Source organism: Microbacterium esteraromaticum, from assembly GCF_900163815.1.
Taxonomy (GTDB): Bacteria; Actinomycetota; Actinomycetes; order Actinomycetales; family Microbacteriaceae; genus Microbacterium; species Microbacterium esteraromaticum_B.
The window spans coordinates 37317-53010 of the sequence record NZ_FUKO01000033.1 but is presented as its reverse complement, the minus strand read 5'-3'; the positions used below and the strand labels follow the sequence as shown (position 1 = coordinate 53010).

The 15694-nt window shown below is 64.0% G+C and carries 13 protein-coding genes; 4 read left to right on the top strand and 9 right to left on the bottom strand.

Annotation, left to right across the window (positions count from 1 at the left end; genetic code table 11):
• Window positions 1–14 precede the first annotated feature (14 nt).
• The 3 genes from FM104_RS12450 to FM104_RS12440 form a co-directional block, all read right to left on the bottom strand.
• On the bottom strand, window positions 15–443 hold the full coding sequence (locus FM104_RS12450; RefSeq protein WP_087132570.1) for a hypothetical protein: 429 nt from the start codon (window positions 441–443) through the stop codon (window positions 15–17).
• Between the two features lie 12 nt (window positions 444–455).
• Window positions 456–746, bottom strand: coding sequence for a hypothetical protein (locus FM104_RS12445; protein WP_021200978.1), 291 nt, complete (start codon window positions 744–746; stop codon window positions 456–458).
• Between the two features lie 108 nt (window positions 747–854).
• Window positions 855–1865, bottom strand: a complete 1011-nt coding sequence (locus tag FM104_RS12440) for a hypothetical protein (protein WP_087132569.1) — start codon at window positions 1863–1865, stop codon at window positions 855–857.
• Window positions 1866–2721: 856 nt separating this feature from the next.
• Here FM104_RS12440 and FM104_RS12435 point away from each other — a divergent pair.
• The 4 genes from FM104_RS12435 (at window position 2722) to FM104_RS12420 (ending at window position 8567) form a co-directional block, all read left to right on the top strand.
• A complete protein-coding gene (locus FM104_RS12435; RefSeq protein WP_087132568.1) occupies window positions 2722–4557 on the top strand; it encodes a hypothetical protein in 1836 nt (611 codons plus the stop codon).
• Window positions 4558–4696: 139 nt separating this feature from the next.
• Window positions 4697–5596: a hypothetical protein gene (locus FM104_RS12430; RefSeq protein ID WP_143738377.1), complete on the top strand. Its 900-nt coding sequence runs from the start codon at window positions 4697–4699 to the stop codon at window positions 5594–5596.
• A gap of 38 nt (window positions 5597–5634) precedes the next feature.
• The gene (locus FM104_RS12425) at window positions 5635–7071 is read left to right on the top strand and encodes a hypothetical protein (RefSeq protein WP_087132566.1); all 1437 of its coding nucleotides are present in this window, start codon (window positions 5635–5637) and stop codon (window positions 7069–7071) included.
• Between the two features lie 2 nt (window positions 7072–7073).
• Entirely contained in the window at window positions 7074–8567 is a 1494-nt protein-coding gene (locus FM104_RS12420; RefSeq protein WP_087132565.1) for a hypothetical protein, read from the top strand.
• On the opposite strand, the gene FM104_RS12415 is transcribed toward FM104_RS12420, so the two are convergent.
• The 6 genes from FM104_RS12415 to FM104_RS16540 form a co-directional block, all read right to left on the bottom strand.
• Complete coding sequence (locus FM104_RS12415) at window positions 8558–9742, bottom strand: GIY-YIG nuclease family protein (RefSeq protein ID WP_087132564.1); 1185 nt, start codon at window positions 9740–9742, stop codon at window positions 8558–8560. The two genes, FM104_RS12420 and FM104_RS12415, sit on opposite strands and share 10 nt — an antisense overlap.
• A complete protein-coding gene (locus tag FM104_RS12410; RefSeq protein ID WP_087132563.1) occupies window positions 9739–11721 on the bottom strand; it encodes a DEAD/DEAH box helicase in 1983 nt (660 codons plus the stop codon). Before FM104_RS12410 ends, FM104_RS12415 begins: the two co-directional genes overlap by 4 nt.
• Window positions 11718–14438 (bottom strand): DNA methyltransferase, encoded by a 2721-nt coding sequence (locus FM104_RS12405; RefSeq protein WP_087132562.1) that lies wholly within the window; start codon window positions 14436–14438, stop codon window positions 11718–11720. The genes FM104_RS12410 and FM104_RS12405 overlap by 4 nt, the downstream gene beginning before the upstream one ends.
• Window positions 14439–14658: 220 nt before the next feature.
• Window positions 14659–14928 (bottom strand): helix-turn-helix domain-containing protein, encoded by a 270-nt coding sequence (locus FM104_RS12400; protein WP_087132561.1) that lies wholly within the window; start codon window positions 14926–14928, stop codon window positions 14659–14661.
• Window positions 14921–15382, bottom strand: a complete 462-nt coding sequence (locus FM104_RS12395; RefSeq protein WP_143738375.1) for a helicase associated domain-containing protein — start codon at window positions 15380–15382, stop codon at window positions 14921–14923. Before FM104_RS12395 ends, FM104_RS12400 begins: the two co-directional genes overlap by 8 nt.
• Window positions 15383–15480: 98 nt before the next feature.
• The gene (locus FM104_RS16540; protein ID WP_179206785.1) at window positions 15481–15645 is read right to left on the bottom strand and encodes a hypothetical protein; all 165 of its coding nucleotides are present in this window, start codon (window positions 15643–15645) and stop codon (window positions 15481–15483) included.
• Window positions 15646–15694: the final 49 nt, after the last annotated feature.

Here is a 15694-nt window from a genome sequence, read left to right as displayed (position 1 = left end):
GCGGGTCCTCCAGGTCACGTGCGGTATCGGGGTCGAGCGGCGTCGGGGGCGTTGATGTCGATCGGCGCCTCGAGCGGGATGACCGTCGGTTGATGCATGACGAGCACCGGATCACCCATGACCTCGCCTGCGGCGAAGAGGGTGCCGTTGCTGGCGTTGCGCTTATCGAGGATCGCCTGCCAGTTCCGCAGCTTCATGCCCCGGCGCTGTCGCCCCTCCCAGAGCGCGAGGCCGACGGTTACGGCGATGACCGGTGTGATCAGCGCGAACGGGCCGAGGAACGGCAGGAGCAGGAGGGTGGGGAACGCCGAGAGGACCAGCGACATGCCGATGACGACAGCGGTCCGCCTGCGCACTTCGAACGTCATGACCACCCAGCGGCGCTCGTCGTTCTTGCGTCGTCCGGTGAGGTGAGTGAGGTCGTAGACGTACGGCACAGACATCGGCGGCCCCCGCTATCCGCCGAGGAAGCCGGCAGCCCAGGTGACGATCGCAGACAGCACGGTGAGAAGCGCCGTGGCGACCAGCAGGATCACCGGGACGATCAGCTCTGGGCCGGCCATCAGCCCGCCGAGGACGACGAGGACAGTGGGGAACCCGCCGGGAGCCCCGTTGCCCTTGCGCTTCTTGTACAGCCAGACAGCGATGGAGACGATGATGATCAGGACGCCACCGGCGGCGAGCAGGATCCGCCAGCCTGCTGGCACCTGCCCCCACAGCGTCGCCCATCCGGACAGCAAGTTCATGAGGTCCTCCTAGTTCGAGCTCTCTATCCGTCCACCCCTGCGAACAGGGATGTGGGGTCGATGCGATTTCAGCTCGCGGCGACGGCGACGGCTTCGGCGTGCAGACGGTCAGCTCGCGGCGACGGCGACGGCTTCGGCGTGCAGGCGGTCGGCGAGGGCAGGGTGGCGTCGGAGGGTGGAGGCGACCTTCTCGTAGCCGCGCATGTCGATGTCGTCCCCGAACGGGGCGAAGAGAGCGCGCTCCTCGTCGGTGGTGGCCTCTCCGGACTCCCAGCGGTCGAGGAGCCCGAGGACACCGCCGGGAGCGTTCGCGACGGTCTGCTTGAACTTGCGTGCCTGCCCGGTGGTGAGGACGCCTTCCTGGACCTGCGGTGCTCCGTCGCGGATCGAGACGAGCCGCCAGGACTGCCGGCGAGCGTTCGCCTTCGTGGTCATCCCGTTATCGATCTCGTGACCGATGCGGGCAGCGAAGTCGTCGACGGCATCGTGACGAGGCTCCCCGTCTGGTGCCTCGATGAGGTCACCCAGGGTCGTCGAGCCGTCCGCGTTCACGGGAGCGTCGAGGCTGAGGGTCGACCGCGAGCGATGGAAGTCGTCCTTCGGGCGCTGCCCCGGCTTGAAAGACATCAGGATGCGGTGAGCCTCTTCGTCGCGCTCGTTCTTGGTCATCCGCCGGCCGTTGGCGGCTTCGAACTCGGCTTCGGCAGCGGCGAGCTGGCGGGCCGCTGCGATGTCCTCGCTGCGGCGGCCGTTCTGGTAGGCGGCGCTGAACTTCGTCGCCCGGTTCCGTGCGGCCTGCTTGAAGTACGAGTCCTTCTGCGCGAGCTGGTCGTCGATGTCGCGCTGGGACTCCAGCATCTTCTTGATCGTGTCCTGTGCGATGTCCTCGGCGTTCGTCGGGTCGATCCGCCATTCGCGGGTGATTGCTCCGGAGGTCTTCCCGAGGACGTCGACCACGTGTTCCCAGCGCTCCCGATGTGCTGCACGCTCGGCGCGCTCCTCGGCGGCCTGGTCGATCTCTTCGATGGTGAGGGCGAGCGCCCCCTCGGGCTCGGTGCGGATGTGCCCGTCGAACCGTCCTGCAGTGTTGTGGATGTTGCCGTGTGCGTCGATGCTCATGAACGGCGCACGCCCGGCAGTGGCTGGAAAGTGGCCTTCAGGTCATCCGAGGCGCCTCAGCAGACGCCGCAGCCCTCGCAGGCTGCGACATGCGACGCGAGCGACACGTCGGGCGGAGCGGAGTCCTCGCCGCGCTGGCTTCGGATCTGGTTGCAGGACTGTGATCCCGGGCTGGGATAGTTCGCCGATCTCGAGTGGTGTGGTCCTGGGCCGCGGCATGGTGCGGTGATCCCGGGCGAGGAACCTCCCGATCCGCTCAGCGTCCACGGACTCCGCTCGGAGGCTCTCCTCCGCGTCGGTGCGCGAGCGTTCCTCGAATCGTCCTCGCAGATCGTGGTGGTTGCCGTGACGATCCCTGTTCCCCATGGAGGCGGAGCGCCCGGCTGTGGATGGCCGGTGGCCGGATGCCACTGTCCGGTCAGAGCCGACCAGAGAGGCCCAGACCGGGTTTCGTATTACTCCCGACTGGGATCGACGGCCCTGGTCAGACGGTCAGACATCGGCGGAGGAGACACATACAGAACACCCCGGCAACACATAGAGGGAATCCGCAGCGAGAACGGTGCGGGATGAAGTAGTAGCTCTCTAGACGAGTCGTTAACTCTCTTCTCTCTCTGTTCGTCCCCCTTCCTGACCAGCGGAGACTAGGGCAGGACCCGGACAGACGGCTTCTGACCAGGGTCTGATCGCACCCAACCTGATGCCTACAGCCGCAAGGGATCACGCCGTCCAGGCGAACTCTCTGGCCGAGCCTGGTCGCCGAATCGCTTTCCATCCACGATTGACAATGCTTTCCAATTCGTTAGTTCCCAAACCAACGCATTCGAAAGCCTGATCGATACGGAAGGTAAGTCTCATGGGTCTGTTCTCCCGCAAGAAGGTCGCGAAAGCGCTGGATCTCACGCCCGCTCGTGTCTCACAGATGGCAAACAGCGGAGCTCTCATCCCTCCGGTCGAGGACGCAGATGGCACCGAGCGGGGCTGGCCGGCGACCTACGTCGAGGAGGTCGCCGCCACCCGACAGGGCAGGAAGACATCCCGCAGCATCTACGGGTACCCTCCACAGGCCGCCCCGTTCACACGTGTGGATGATGCGCTGATCCAGGTCAAAGACGGTGGGCAGCGGGCGTTCGTGCAGCTGGTCAAGGTCGATGCCGGGCTCGTCGGCCTCATCACCCTGCTGCGGAGCACGATCGTCAACGAGAGCCCGTACGTGAACGGCCTCGGTGACCGCGGCCCCCTCTACAGCATCCACGGCACAGATCTCCTTCCCTACATTCACGCCGCCGCAGACCAGCTGGGCGTCGACGAGTACGACGTCGCCTGGGTGCGGCTGGAGGAGATGCAGGCAAGCGAGGTCGTGGTCGTTACGGAGCCCATCCACCACGGTGGGGACACCTGGCATTCCCCGTCGGCTTTCCGCCGCGGGTATGAGGAGGACGGCAAGCAGGAACCCATCACCTGGGGTACCCTTCATGCCAAGCTTGGCGCTCCCGTCCCGATCCTGGAGATCGCCTCCGCTGAGGCTGTCGATGCGTGGCAGCGCGCCGGACGTACGCGCACCACGGTGACCCTCGACGTCGACAACTACTACAACCGGGCGATGGCCGCTTCCCTGCTCGCACAGCTGGCCTCCCGTGACGAAGCAGCTAACGGGCGCGCTTGGAGCGCGCGATCCGATGCACTCCGTCTGGCCATCTCGCGTCTCAACAAGGAGATCAAGTGGGAGACCTCCGGAGCCGCGTACCAGTCGTACCTCGTCCGGCAGGAGGATGCCCGCGATCACGTCGCGCCGATCGTGGGTGTCGAGTACCCTGACATGTCGCTCCTGCGCCCGGTGCTGGAGGATGCCCTGATCGACGGCGACCTCAACGTTTCCCGTACCGTCCGGCAGAACGCTGCCGACACCCTCGGTAACCTCATCTACGAGGTCTACGGCCCGTTCGGTGCAACGCCGACACCTTCGCTCGTCTACGCCCTCGAATGCGGCGTCGGCGCCGTCGTCCACAGGTCGATCCAAGAGCTGAGTGCAGCGACCTTCGGCGACGATGCGGAGTGGCCGAAGTTCTATGAGTTGCGCACCTTCGAGCGGAGGGCATATGCAGCATCGTGGAACACCTACCTCGACTCGCTCGAGGAGGCGCGCAGCCGCACATCTCCGGACTACCGTCTGCTCGAATCGAAGCAGCACGACCTGTACTCCTCCGAACGGGGAGGGAAGCGGCCGTCGATCCTCGTCGACGGTGACGACAACCACGTCCTCGTCCAGGAGATCATCGGCTACGAGGACAAGCGATTCACCCGCGGTACGGTCGTCGTCCCGATCGCTCGTCTCGCCGGCCGCGACCTCGAACACCTCAAGGCGTTCGACGAGATCATCGTCGAACCGAACACGCAGGAGGGCCCGATCCTGCTCAGCGTCGACGGCAAGATGCACATCATGCCGTTCGGCGCCCCGCACCCGGGAGGATTCACCCACGGGTACGGCGGACATGGCCCGTCGAACACCTGGACGGCCATCAAGCACTTCCTCGAGTGGGCCACGGGGACCAAGATGACCACCACCGGTGATGAGACGCTGCGAGGGCTCGTGGTCGGCGCCGACCAGGACCGCTCCTTGATCATCGGCAGGGGGCAGATCGTCAAGCCGGGGATGTTCGAGTCGATCACCGCCGCGACCGGGACGGACTGAGTCGTCGTCGATGCGGTGATCAGGAGCCCGCCAGGGTGAGGTGTTCGCAGGGGTGGACGGTATGAGCACCGCCCAGACGCAGACGCTTCGCCGGGACCGATCCCGAGGAGCCAGTGCGCCGGCACGAAAGGACCCGCACGTGAACCCCGGCACCGTCTCCCGGATCCCCTTCCTGACCGGTCCGGAGGACCGTCTGCTCCTGAACGAGGACCCGATCACCTTCCTCGAACGCTTCGACGCGTTCGCCGAGGCCTCGGCCCTCGACCCTGACCTGCTGCTGGCTTCCCCGGTGGTGAAGTCCCCGCTGCCGGTGTCTGTGAAGTCGCAGGCGTGGCGGGAGCGCTTCGCGTCCGTCAAGCCCGAGTTCCTGTGGCATCCGATGATGTGGCTTCCGGAGCACCTCGCGTTCCGGATCCGGTACCAGTTCGACGACAGCTCCGAGCCTGAGCTGGAGTCCGACGACGTCTGGGCGATTCGCGTCGGACTGGAGCTCACCGCGAACGGCGTCTACGACCCCGACTCCGGCACATGGCTGGATGTGCTCGCCTACCACGGCCTCGACAAGGACTCCCCCGTCGACCGGGCACGCATCGCCGCGTGGATCGCCGGGGCGGCGGACCCCGTACTCGACAGCATCGACCTGACCGCCCTCACCCTGAACCGCGATGACCCGCAGTGGTCGCTGCGGATCGCGCTTCAACTCGCCGACGACCTCGTCCCCGCGCAGTGGGCGATGACCGCCACGAGCATCATCGAGACGATCGAGACGATGCTGTTGCAGCCGGACACCGACGACGCCCTGAAACGGCGTCTGCTCGAGGTGATGTCGCAGGTCGCCGCCGTCATGCTCAAGAGCGTTCCCGCGGACCCGGAGACAGGACTCGACGCCGTGGACACCCTGACGATCCTCGCAGACGAGGCCGCCCACGATGACGCCGACGTCGACGCGCTGCTCGACTCGTTCTGCGACATGCTCGCCGTCATCGCCGCCGACTACTCCGTGCACGTGCAGGCTCTCGCCGAGCCGGCCGACGGCTGACCCGCCATCCCGACAGCCCCGCCGGGCGTACTTCTCCCATGGCGACCACTGACGCTCTCGGGAACATCCACGACACACTCGGCCGGTTCGACGGTCACATCCGTACCGAACAGGAAGGGGCGCTGACCGCACCCGCCGCTCCGCCCATCGGCGAGACGTTGGAGAAGATCAGCGCGGCGGAAGCGCGACGACTGCTCTCCGAAGGCCAGCGCGTCCAGGTCCTCTACGTCCAGCGAGGGAAGCTCACCGACGGCGGAGACCCAATCCTGCGCACGATCGCCAAGCAGTCCCCTCATCAGATGGTCCACATCTCCGACACGGATGATCGCGGCAGCCACCTGCGCTGGGAGGGCATGACAGCGTCTCTCGATGAGTCGACCGGCGCCGTGGTCATCAACGACGACGAAGGGGTGCCGATGGTCGCCTACCTGCCACTCGCCAGCCACGCCGACGCCATCGACGATCCCCGGATCGCACTTCGCGTCCTCAACGATAAGGAGACAGCGAAGGCCACAGATCGCCCCGCCGTCCTCGACGAGCTCGCCGGCTCAGAGGTCCCCGGCATCCGCCGTGCGGTCGCCGCAAACCCGCACACAACGGCCGCTACGCTCACCTACCTCGCAGAGCACGCCCGCGACGAGAAGACCCAGGAGCTGATCGTCCGTCACCCGAACCTAGACCGGCCGGCGCTCGATCATCTCAGTGCCAGCGAGCACAAGCCCGTCCGCTATCAGGTCGCCTGCCATCCCGCCGCTGACGCACACGTTCTCGCTCCCCTCGCTCTGGACAAGGAGGGCTCGGTTCGCTCCGCGGCCGCTCGGAATGCGAACGCTTCGCCCGCCATGCTCGAGCGGCTCTCCGGTGACAACGACCCCGACGTCCGGGCAGCGGTGGCAGGCAACTTGAAGACCCGTCCGGAGCTGCTCGACAAGCTCTCCCGTGGACACGGGATGGTCATGGCTCAGGTAGCGAAGAACCCGTCGACTCCCGCTGAGACGCTGCATCGGCTCTTCCAGGACACCTCCACCGGGAATCAGATGCGCGCGATCGTGGCGGGCAACGCCTCCACGCCAGCGGACATCCGGTCGGCAGCCGTGAACGATGCCGACGACTGGGTTCGGGAGCATGCTGCTGGGAATGCTGCCCTGACGGAGAAGGAACTGCCGCAGCTTGCTTCGGACTCATCACAACGGGTGCGTCGTGCACTGGCCAGGAACCGTGCGGCGGGAGCGGTGCTCCCCGAGCTCGGGCGCGACCCTGACGACTTCGTACGTTCGACCGCGGCGAAGAACCCCGCGGCTTCGCCCGAGCTGCTGCGGTCACTGGCAGCGGACGAGTTCCACGCCGTTCGAGCCGGGGTGGCATCGAATCCGAACACCCCGCGCGACGTGCTGGAGCTGCTCGTCGATGATCTCAACCACATCGGCATGGCGGCACGCTCCGCGCTGAACTCCCGGCCTCAGGCGGAAGGATGATCATGGCGACGATCGATCAGGTGGGGAATCTTCACGACCATCAGGGCCGGTTCGACGGCCACCTGCGCTCGGAAGCAGAATCGGCGCTGGCAGACGAGCCATCCGCCGCGATGTACGAGCCAATCGTGTACCGGATCCCGACGTCGCGGCTGGTTGCCCTTCAGGCGAAGCTCGACAAGCTGAACCGTCGTCTCGCGAAGGCCGGCATCGAAGAGCGATTCGCGTACGACGCGCGACCGCGGATCGTGCACGACGAGCGCACAGGAGCAAGCCACGAGACGAACGACGTCACAATCAACACCCCAAGGATCAGCCTCGGCGACTGGCGCTTCGACTCCATGCACGAGAAAGCCGCGAACGGGAAGGTGATCTCCCACTTCGCCGGCGACGCCGACCCACATGTCGCCGACGAGACCATGCGGTGCGACTACTGCGGGCACAACCGCGCCCGCGCGAAGGTATACATGGTCACATCCCCGAGCACCGGCGAGACCAAGCAGATCGGCTCCAACTGCCTGGAGCTGTTCCTCGGCGTGAAACCCGCCGGGCTGTGGGCCCTCGACGAGGACTTCGATGCATCCGAGTTCGACGTCGACGACGATGACCTCGGCGCTCTCTTCGGGCAGGACACCAGGATCACCCTGGGCGACAACGTCATGCTGCTCACCATGTGGCAGATCGAGCAAGACGGCGGGGTCTTCCTCTCACGCAGCCGCGCAACCATCTACGACACCCCCACGGCGGACAAAGTGCTCGACTCGATCGAGCTCGGAGCTGGCAGCGGGCACCTGGAGGCATCCGCCGCGGAAGCTGACGAGCTCCGGAGACTTTTCGCCTGGGTCGACGGGCTCGCGGGCGAATCCGAATACGAGCGGAACCTGCAAGCGGCCCTCGCGCCGACGGAAGAGGTCGGCGGTGAGAGGTGGGTCGCCACCAAGCACGTCCCGCTGGTCGCGTCGGCCGTCTCGTCGTTCCGGCACCACGAGCAGCGTGAGCGCGAACGTGCCGCACGTGAGGAGCTCAAGGCCCGGGAGGCGGCCATGAAGAAGCAGGAGTTCCTCGCCCCCGCGGGCACGAAGCTGAAGGGGATGGATGTCACGGCGACGATCCTCTCCGCCCGGCTAGGACAGGACTACGGGTACGGCGCGCCACTGCATGTGAAGATGATCGATGACGACGGCCATGTCCTGTACTGGCGGTCGAGCAGCGGTATCGGCGACTGGATCCAGACCGGCGAAGACGTTTCCGAAGGCGTGTACTGGTCCCCGGACGCCGGCAGCCGGGTGCTCATCGCCTCCGGCACGGTGAAGGAGAACCGGGTCTCCGACTACGACGGCGACTGGGAGACCATTCTGACGCGCGCGAAGCTTCAGCCAACTCCGGAGGCTCGTGAGGCTCTCGCACGTGAGGCACGCGAGGCACGCGAGGCACGTAACCGTCGGCCTCCCGACCAGGCGGTCAACACCCGAGTTGAACGGCGGCTCTCTCAGGGCTGAGCCCGCACGAGCCGCTGTGTCGTCTGGTCGTACACATATTCGGTGATCTCTCCGGACATGATCATGGCGACTGCCTGATTGATGACGTCGCGAGGTACGACGAACCACTCCGACGGGTCATAGTCGCGACCATTTCGGTCGACCTGGGTCAGGTCGAGTCGGACGTCGGCGAATACCCGGTGCAACAAGTTCTCCAGTGCCGACGCCTTGACGTTATAGACACGGTAGTCAGCGACGATCTTCACCGGAGCCATCAGGTACGTCGGAGACGTCGACGCTCCCTTGACCCGCTGCTCGACACTTGTCGTCGAGAAGCCGATCTTATGCAGGTCCTTGATGTTCGCGATCAGTGGGTCCGCGCTCATGGACTGCAGTACGTAGATGTGACCGCTCTCGATGTCCGCGTCCAGGATGTCGCTCGCATCGTGCCCCGTACGCGCCAGCACCTGCCCCTGGGCCTCGTACATACGTGTCATCAGGCTCTGCTTGTACATGCCCGACTCGGTGCCGTTCTCGAACACCACGCGCAAACGCTGCTTCTGCGTGCGCTTGCCGCCCACGACGAGGTCGACGTCGTCTCCGACCTCGGCGACGAAGCACATGACGCCGTTGAGCACGAAGAACACCCCCTCACGGATCAGATCCATGCCCGTAAACGGCTTCAACGAGTAGGTGCCATTCTGCAGCTCGGCGTGCTTGGCCTTGAACAGCGGCTCGAACTGCTCGAAGTCGTTCGCCTTCACCCGCTGAGCGATCGAGTCGGCCGACTCCGGGCGCTTGATCACCGGCAGGTCGGACACATCGAGGATCCCGGAGTCATCGTCAAGCAGGTCTTCGAGGTCGTCGCCCTCCAGCAGGTCGTCAATCGACGCCGGCGCTTCGGGGGGGGCGAGCAGGCCGAACTCATCGAGGTGCTTCACTGCCTCGGCTTTCGCCTCGTCGGCCAGGAACCCGTCCAGCCGCGCGCCGAGCTTGCGTTCGGCGATCTCGCGCGTCTGCGAACTGGGTAGCCGCCCCTCGGTACGCCGGAACTCGACGATCTCCAGGAACGCGCGCTCGAGGCGGTCCGACGACGTGATCTTCTTCGCCTTCTCAGGCGCGATCAGCAGCTCGTCATCGAGGATGTCGTCGAGGCTCAGCGGCGCCTCAGGCTCGACGGTTTCGTTTTCGCTCATTCGACAACCGTTTCCGTCGCGGCCTTCTCCGCCTTGCGCTGCGCCGCGAGCTTCTGCAAGAACAGCAGTGCCGCGGCCAGCCGCTTCTCCGCGGGATCCTCGGACCGGATGTCCGGGTTCTTGCCGTGGACTTGCTTCCAGGTCTTGATCTTCGGGAACAGGGCCAGCGCTTCCTCCTCGGAGAACTCGATCTTCGTCGACGTGATCGTGTCCTGGATCAGGCGTAGCACCGAGGGCGTGACCGACTTCGACAGCACCTCGAACGCCCGCTGGAACGGATTCACCGAGTCGATGAGATTGATGTTCAACTCGTCAATGTTCACGAACTTCTCGGCCATCTTGATCAGGCGTCGGTCACCGGCTGGACGAACCTCGCTGTTCTTGATCACCGAGTCCACCACGACCTGCTGGCGGACCTCTTCGACCTGTTCCTCGGTGAGATCGGGGTACTTCTCCCGGATGATCTTCGGGATCAGGACCTTGTTGGTCGTCTCTGCGTCGACGGAGCCCGCGGCGGCCCGGGCGAAGGTGTCGTCCTGCAGGATCGTCGCCTTCAGATCGTTCAGGTCCGTCGCGACGATCTGCTTCACACGGTCGCTGGACGGCTCCTTGAAGCCCTTGATCTTGAGCTCGCCCTTCTTCGCCGGCTCGTCATCGTCGAACTTCTTCGTCTTGAAGTTGAAGTTCGGCGCAAGCACCTGCTCCATGAGCAGCGAGGCCGTGATCGCCTTCAGCATGTTGTTCACCGACACCTTGACCTCGCCCTGCGAAGCATCCGGCTCGGCGATGAGGTTCGTGAACTGCGCGTGCGTTTTGCCGGGGCTGTCACGGGTCACGCGCCCGATGATCTGGATCACCTCGGTGAGAGATGACCGGTAGCCGACGGTCAGCGCGTGCTCCGCGAAGGGCCAGTCGAAGCCCTCCTTCGCCATGCCGAGGGCGACGATGATGTCGACGCCATCGCGCTCCTTCGACGCCGTGTGGGACAGGTAGTGCAGCGTGTCTCCACGCTTCTTCTGGTCGGTATCGTCGACGAGGTCCGCGACCCTCACGATCTCGCCGGTGTCCTCGCGACGCACGCTGATGATCCCGGTGTCGGGATCGGTCGACTCGACATGCCCGATCGCGTCGATGATCCGGCCGACCTCCTCGATCTTGTCCTTCGTGGACTCGCCGGAGTTCACGCTCGGGATGTGCACGATCGTCTTCTTGTCGAGGTCGAGCACCTCGTGGATCGCGTCGGTGTACCGGCCCTGGTAGAAGTGGTGCCCGATGCCCAGGGAGCGCAGGTGCTCGTAGCCGTTGAGCTGGTCGTAGTAGTTGAATGTCACCGGTGTGAACTTCGCCTCATCCTCAGGCGACAGCACGGGCACCGAGTCCCCACGGAAGTACGACCCCGTCATGGCCACGATGTGCACGTCCGATCCGTTCATCACGTCGCGCAGCAAAGCGCCCAGGCGCGACGACTCCGTGTCGGCTGAGACGTGGTGGAACTCGTCGATCGCCAGCACCGTGCCGTTGAACGACTCAGGAGCCAGCTTCTCGAACGCGAAGCGCAGCGTCGCGTGCGTGCACACCAGCACCGCGTCGGGCCCCTCGAGGAACTTGATGAACGCGTCGACCTTGCCGGCAGAGGAGCCTGCGTCGCACAGGTTGTGCTCGTCCTTGATCTCCCAGTCCGCCCAGAAGCCGTGCTTCGTGAGGTTGGTCGAGGCGAACGAAGCCCCGATCGAGCGCTCCGGCACGGCGACGATGACCTTCTTGCGGCCCTGGTTGTAGAGCTTGTCCAGCGCCACGAACATCAGGGCGCGGGACTTGCCCGACGCCGGCGGGGCCTTCACCAGCAGGTGCTGCGCGTCGCGCTGCTCGAACACCCGCTGCTGCATCTCACGCATGCCCAGGGCGTCGGTGTTCACCGAGGCCTTCGTCTGCGCGTACGTGACATTGACGATGTTCACGGGCTTGTTGATCGCATTCACTTCGCAGTCCTCCGGGTCTTCTTCGCCGGGGCCTTCGCGGCTTCCTCGGCAGTCATGCGCTCGTACATGGCGAACAGGTCGGAGAGACGCTGCTCATCGGTCTCATAAGGCTTCTTCGAGTAGATCGAGTCGACCAGCGCGTCAATCTCCGCGTGCGCGTCACGCAGATCCTGCGGCATCTTGTCCGGGTCGTAGAGCTCTGCCAGCGTCTGCTCGCAGTGGTATTCGCGCACGTCGAGGACTCGCAGCGCTGCAACCGTGAGCTTCTCCTTCACAGCATCAGACAGAAGTGGAACGGGGAAATTGTTGTAGACGATCGTGTTGGAGTAGCGGTAGTCAGTCTTTATCTGCCCCCCAACGGCCGCCGCCCAGATAGTGTGCGATCTCGAGGAAATAAGGGCGAAGAGCCAAGGATCCGCGTCATACACAGCGAAGGCCGCATTAGAAATCACCGCATCTGGGCCAAGGTACCCGATGGGAATATGTGATCGGCGTGAAGAAGAATGACTTGGAACGATTATGGAGTTGGTCGGCTTGTATCGAATTTCAGTAAAGCGGTGCGGGGTTTCAGCGAACTTTCGCGTTGCTTCCTTCTTGCTTGCTCTACGCATAATGGCTGTCTGCGCCAGCCGTGAACGCACCTGAGGAATGGAGTTCGCGAGTTCAAGTTGCTCGTCAGCTATCCACAAGCAATATCTTTCCTTGCCATCGATAAACTCATCCGCACCTAGGAACTCCTTGATTAGCGGCGTTGCGCGCGGATCGGTGGCGAGCAGTTCCGCACGGGCAGCGGAATCTAGCACCAGGTTTCCACCATCTGTGGGCTGTGAACCCTTGGCCATGGGTGCGAGACCGATCGCTAGAGCACTGCGCCTGGCAGAAACATAGTTCACGGAACCGTCCGCGAGGTACCCATTGATGTTGTCTGCATTGAGGCGAAGACCGCCAGTAAAGAGGTACTTGGGATCGGCGCTCCTGTTTCTCAAACTCACAACGACTACGGTCACACCTGCATTGTGTTTCGCATTGTTTTGCCATTTGAAGGATGTGTACGCATATCCGATCTCAAGCGGCTCATTCAAAATATACGGCGACAGTAGTTCCACTTGCTGCCCCTGCGTGATGGAGTTGGTGGAAACAAACGCCAGCTTTGCGGAGGAATCCCGAATATAGTCTGCGCCTTTTTTGAACCAGAGGGCGATGTAGTCGAGACTCTTTGGGAAACCTTGATTCTCAAAGACGAATGGGAAATCCCGCTTCATGTCATCTGTCTGATCGTTTGCACCCTTGTATGGCGGGTTTCCGATGAGATAGATCTCTGCATGATTGTCATTCGGGCAGACTGTGTTCCAGTCCACCCGAGTCGCGTTGCCAGCTTTGATCTGACCTGTCTCCTTCAGCGGGATCAGCGGGATCTCGACACGGAACTTCTCGCGGAACTCTCTGTTCATCTGGTGCTTCGCGATCCAGAGAGAGAGGATCGCGACCTCGACCGCGAAGTCGTCGATCTCGATCCCGTAAAAGTTCTCGATGTTGATCCTCGAGTCCGCCCAGAGCATCTGGTGTGACGGGCTCAGCTCGGCCAGCCGCTCGAGAATCGCGTGCTCGAGCTTGCGCAGCTCCTTATACGCGATGACGAGGAAGTTGCCCGATCCACAGGCGGGGTCGAACACCTTGATTGCCGCGATCCGGTCCAGCAGACGGACCATGCGGCGCTCGCTGTCCTGCGACTCGTTGATCTCCTCTTTCAGATCGTCGAGGAACAGCGGCTCGATCGTCTTCAGGATATTCGGCACGGACGTGTAGTGCTGCCCCAGATCACTGCGCTTGCCCGGCGTGACGATCGCCTGAAACATCGAACCGAAGATGTCAGGGTTGATGTCGCGCCAGATGAGCTTCCCCGAGGAGATGAGTTCCTCGCGCGCCTGCTTCGTGAAGCGAGGCACGGTCTGCTCGTCGGTGACCGTGAACAGCCGACCATTGACGTATGGGAATTCCGCGAGGTGCTTCGGCTTGTCGGCTGGATACTCGGTGTCCAACGCCTTGAACAGATCCGTGAGGAACTCCGCCAAGTCCGAGCCGTCCGGCTGTGTCTGCGAACCGATCGCGTTCGTGAACTGGTTGTCCCCGAAGATGCCCGTGTCCTCGGCGAAGAAGCAGAACAGCAGGCGCGTGAAGAAGATATTCAGCGAGTGTCGACCGCGCTCATCCTCGAAGATCCCTGGGTTGGCGTGCAGCAGCTCGTCGAAGAGTTTGCCCATGCGCTCGGCAGCTTTGACGTCCGCATGCGACTCTGCGACGTACTGCGCCTTCTCCATACCGGCCCATGGGAGAAAGAAGGTGAAGTGCTGATCGATCTCCTGGATTGGGAAGCCGATCGTCTCATTCGTCTTCGTGTCGTGCGCAATGAGGTCGACATAGTCCGTGACGATGACGAAGCGCGTGCTGAAGCGGACGACGGCCGGCGTTGTCTTGAGCTCCTCGATGACCTCCAGCGGATCGTTGGCCGTCTCCTTGAAGTACACGACGTTCTTTTGCGCGACCTCAGTCGTCGTGTCTACGGCGACGTTCAGGGAACCGTTCCGCAGGCGGGTGACGTTCCCCTGCGGTTTCCCGAAGGCGATCAGCAGATCGAAGATGAACTCTCGGTCATAGCTCTCACGCGCAGCCAGGGGCGCGACGCGCTCCTCGACGGCTTTGAGGCTGAGTCTCGCCATATGGAATGTCCTACTCTCACGCGCGTGCTGAGTCGATGAGAAACAGCGCTTCCCTGCGGGCATTTTGCCTCTCCCCTGAGGCAGGGCGTCGCATCGTGATCATCCTATCGGCGGGGTCATACAAGCCAGATCCAGAGCCTTCGCCACGGGCTTGTTGGATGATGAGAGGGTGTTCACACCACGAGAGTCACCTGGGTCGGTAGACACATGCGATCCGGAGTCACCGGTCTTCACCCGCCCGCCGGGTGATGACGATTTCGGCGTCGAGTCCGAGGACGGCGCCGATCGCGGCGATCTCCCACAACGCCGCGTGGGCTGTTCCGCGCTCGATGCGGCTGATTCGTCCCTGCGGGACGGTCGTCGCAGCTTCCATCTGACGCTGGGTGATGCCCTGTGCTTGTCGTTCAGCAGCCAGCGCTCTCCCGAGACCCGTTCGGTCCGGGGCTGGGAGCCGTAGCGCGTCGGTGATAGGCGAGGTGATCTCAGACATCGGCCTTCCGGTTCCAGTCGGGGAGCAGCTTGTCGAGGAGCTCGCAGCGCTCGGGGGTGAGGGCGACGTTCCCTTTGCCGTCGGCTGCGCGGCGGAGATGGTTGAGGATTCGATAGAGCCGGGGTTCGGCCTCGTCTATCACAGCGCGGTTGTGCGGGTACTGCTTGTGCCTCTTGACGAACGCGGCGATCTCGCGAATCTGCTCGTCGACGTCGCGTCGCGCGCCGCGGCCACGCCACCCCGGAAGCACCTCGTCGAGCACGGCGATGCGGTCAGGACTCAAGATGATGTCCTTCGTCGTACCGCGGTCGGCCTGGCGGATGCGCTGGAGGAAGAGTCCGAGGGAGCGGTCGCCCGCGTCCGGCGTGTGCCGTGTCGGCATCTTGCCGTGCCGCGCGACGTACCGAGCGCACTCCGCCACGGTCAGCTCGAATCGGTCATCGGTCGTCGACATGCCCACCACATACCCGGTCCCGCCCGAACTGGCGAGTCGCCCTCGGGCGACATCCACAGCCCGGGGGCGACTCTCTGTTGGTCACCACATACCCGGTCTCACCCTGCGGCATCCATCCGACGTGGTTTCTCCTCGCTCGCATCGCCAGTGGACAGCATCTTGAGCAGGCGGTTGGAAGTCACCTCTCCGACCGGTGGGGCCTCGTCTGCGGACTGCTTTGCGCATGCTTGGATCGCTGCGATCTGCTCCTGGGTGAACCCCATCAGATGTGCTCCCCTCAGTTCTGTCGAAGATCCGCTTTCTGGGTTCGTG

Excerpts from the sequence above, each read along its gene's own strand:
- FM104_RS12450 (WP_087132570.1), bottom strand. The coding sequence starts at position 443 with ATGTCTGTGCCGTACGTCTACGACCTCACTCACCTCACCGGACGACGC.
- FM104_RS12445 (WP_021200978.1), bottom strand. The coding sequence starts at position 746 with ATGAACTTGCTGTCCGGATGGGCGACGCTGTGGGGGCAGGTGCCAGCA.
- FM104_RS12440 (WP_087132569.1), bottom strand. The coding sequence starts at position 1,865 with ATGAGCATCGACGCACACGGCAACATCCACAACACTGCAGGACGGTTC.
- FM104_RS12435 (WP_087132568.1), top strand. The coding sequence starts at position 2,722 with ATGGGTCTGTTCTCCCGCAAGAAGGTCGCGAAAGCGCTGGATCTCACG.
- FM104_RS12425 (WP_087132566.1), top strand. The coding sequence starts at position 5,635 with ATGGCGACCACTGACGCTCTCGGGAACATCCACGACACACTCGGCCGG.
- FM104_RS12420 (WP_087132565.1), top strand. The coding sequence starts at position 7,074 with ATGGCGACGATCGATCAGGTGGGGAATCTTCACGACCATCAGGGCCGG.
- FM104_RS12415 (WP_087132564.1), bottom strand. The coding sequence starts at position 9,742 with ATGAGCGAAAACGAAACCGTCGAGCCTGAGGCGCCGCTGAGCCTCGAC.
- FM104_RS12405 (WP_087132562.1), bottom strand. The coding sequence starts at position 14,438 with ATGGCGAGACTCAGCCTCAAAGCCGTCGAGGAGCGCGTCGCGCCCCTG.
- FM104_RS12400 (WP_087132561.1), bottom strand. The coding sequence starts at position 14,928 with ATGTCTGAGATCACCTCGCCTATCACCGACGCGCTACGGCTCCCAGCC.
- FM104_RS12395 (WP_143738375.1), bottom strand. The coding sequence starts at position 15,382 with ATGTCGACGACCGATGACCGATTCGAGCTGACCGTGGCGGAGTGCGCT.
- FM104_RS16540 (WP_179206785.1), bottom strand. The coding sequence starts at position 15,645 with ATGGGGTTCACCCAGGAGCAGATCGCAGCGATCCAAGCATGCGCAAAG.